Genomic DNA, 2479 nt, shown 5'->3' on the forward strand with positions numbered 1-2479 from the left:
TTGGGGGAGGTGGGCGAGTTTTACGAGCCCGGAGGGGGCGCCCGCTCAGACTCGACCTACCTCCGCCGCCTCTCACCATCCGAACCCGTCGATGGATCGGACGCCGGCGCCAGCGGAGATCCGTCGGGGCGGCGGATCTCGCCCGTGAGCGGATCCAGACGCGCGGCGGTGCCGGGAAAGTCCACCTGGCCCAGCGAATCCGCCAGCGCGGCCGCGCGGTTCGTATCGTCCACCCGCGGCACGCCCGGCGGCACCTGCATCGTGGACCGCAGCTCCGCGCCGACGATGCCGCCCTCCGCGTCCAGCACCGCGCAGGCGAACCCGCCGCGATTCAGCGGCTCGCTCAGGGTGAACGGGCCGTACGTGGCCAGGTTGCCCAGCGAGTAGAACACCAGCGCGCTGTCACGCCACTGGATGGCGCGCATCACGTGCGGCCCGTGGCCGATGACGAGGTCCGCGCCGCTCTCCACGGCCGCCCGCGCGAACGCCACCACGTTGCCGCGGTCCTCGCCGAACGACTCCTCGCGCCCATCCACCGTGTTCTGCCGCCCGCGCCCCTCCGCGCCCATGTGCATGGTGACGACCACGCGCCCGTAGCGCTCCGCCGCGCGCCGCACGTGGCGGCGGACGGCGGGCAGGTTGCGCGGGTCCGGCCCCGCCCACTGCGCGAAGCCCAGGACGGCGAGCGTGTCGCCGCGCGCCGTGACCACCTCCGTGGCGAGCGTGTCGACGCCCGTGGCCAGCACGCCGGCCGCGTCCAGCAGCCGCACCGTGTTGCGCCGGCCGATGTCGCCGTCGTCGCGGGCGTGGTTGTTGGCCACGTTGCCTACAACGACCGCGCTGTCCGCGGCCACGCCCCGCAGCGCCCGCGCCGTGCCCGCCGGCATGCGGAACGCGAAGCACGACGTGGAGCCCGCCGCGCACTTGCGCCGGTTGATGGGCCCGTCGCCCACGGCGCCCTCCACGTTCCACAGCACCACGTCCGCGTCGGCCAGCAGGGGGCGGAACGGCTCCAGGATGGAGTCGGGATCGGGGAGCGCCTCCACGCGCCGTCCCAGCCGTGCCCGCGCCGTGGCGACCCACGTGGTGTCCAGGTTGGTCCCCAGCGTCACGTCGCCGCCCGCGCAGATGCGCACGCCCCCCGCCGAGTCCGCCGGCGTGGGGGAAGACTGCGCCGCTGCCCGGTGCGTGCCCAGCGTAACGGCAAAGGCCAGCAAGAGGATGGATCGAAGTCGATTCACGAGCGGTCCCGGATCGAAGGATGCAAACGGCCGCCGGATCGTGGATGCCCGGCGGCCCGTCTTCTCTACAATCTATCTGGACGCGGCTTTCATCAACCCCCGGGCGTGTAACGGCCGGCCGGGCGTTCGGACGTGAGGATGGCGCGGGAGGTTCGGGCGCTGTCGCGGAGCGCGGGTGGGTGCGTCCCCGCAGGGTCCGCGACGGAGCGGGTCAACCCGCCGCTGGGACTGCGGTAAGCCCTGTCTCGCGCCGACGCGCTCTTCGAACAGGGCTTCAACTGCCAACGCGGTCGCCACCCGGCGATTCGGCAGGATCGCGTGAACGCCGCACCGGTGCACGTCGCCACGCCCTCCCTGGGGCAGTCCGCGCAGGCGGACTTCGCGAATTTCCAGCGGCGATTTCAATCGCTCCGGCTGAGGGGCGGCGCCTGATCCCGCGCCCGATGCCGTGCTCGATTCCTCCGCCTCAATCTCCACCCGTGTCAGCTGGAAGCCTGACTCCTCGCTACACGCTTGACGGCGCGAAGTGCAGACGCGGCGCCTCGGGGATCTCGCCGATCTCCGCGGCCAGGCGATAGAACGTCGTCAGCCCCTGGAGCATGGAATCGTCCAGCTCGTACGAGAGCCCGGCCCAGTAGCGGTCCAGGAACTCCGCGCCGAACCCGAAGTGCTCCGCCCAGCGCGCCGCCAGCTCCGCGCGGTGCGCCAGCCCGTACGCGCGCGACTCCAGCAGCTCCCCGTGCAGCCGCCGCAGCGCGTCGTCCGAGCCGCCGGCCGCCTGCCACACGGCGAACGCGAACGGCAGCCCCGTGTGGTCCCACCACTCCGCCCCCAGGTCGAACCGATGCGGCACGCGCGGATACAGCCGCGGCTGCAGCGCCACGTCGCCGATGAACAGCGCCGCGTCCGCGCCGGCGGCGAACGGGTCTTCCACGGCCTGATCGAACCAGCGAAAGCGCGCCCGCACCCCCCAGCGCAGCCGCAGAAGCACCTTGAGCAGCACCACGGACGTGGCGGATGCCGTGGGCATGGCCACGAGCGTACCGTCCAGCTCCGCCGGCGGCCGCGTGCTCGCGAAGACGATGCTCCGCACGGGCCCGCGGCTCCCGATCACCAGGTCCGGCAGCACGCGGTAGCGATCCGCGTTGCGGGCGAACTCGACGCTGCTGCACGGCGCCACGTCGATCTCGCCCGCCTCCAGCCGCCGGTTGAGCTGCCCGGGCACCCCCTCCACGATG

At 73.1% G+C, this 2479-nt stretch carries 2 protein-coding genes; both read right to left on the minus strand.

The features are described 5' to 3' along the window. Window positions 1–56 precede the first annotated feature (56 nt). A complete protein-coding gene (locus VFZ20_RS07185; RefSeq protein WP_329683165.1) occupies window positions 57–1241 on the minus strand; it encodes a CapA family protein in 1185 nt (394 codons plus the stop codon). A 505-nt stretch (window positions 1242–1746) separates the two neighbouring features. Beyond that, on the minus strand, window positions 1747–2479 hold a 733-nt coding region (locus tag VFZ20_RS07190), incomplete at its 5' end, for a menaquinone biosynthesis protein (RefSeq protein ID WP_329683166.1).

Origin of the sequence: Longimicrobium sp., from assembly GCF_036280135.1 — a bacterium.
Taxonomy (GTDB): Bacteria; Gemmatimonadota; Gemmatimonadetes; order Longimicrobiales; family Longimicrobiaceae; genus Longimicrobium.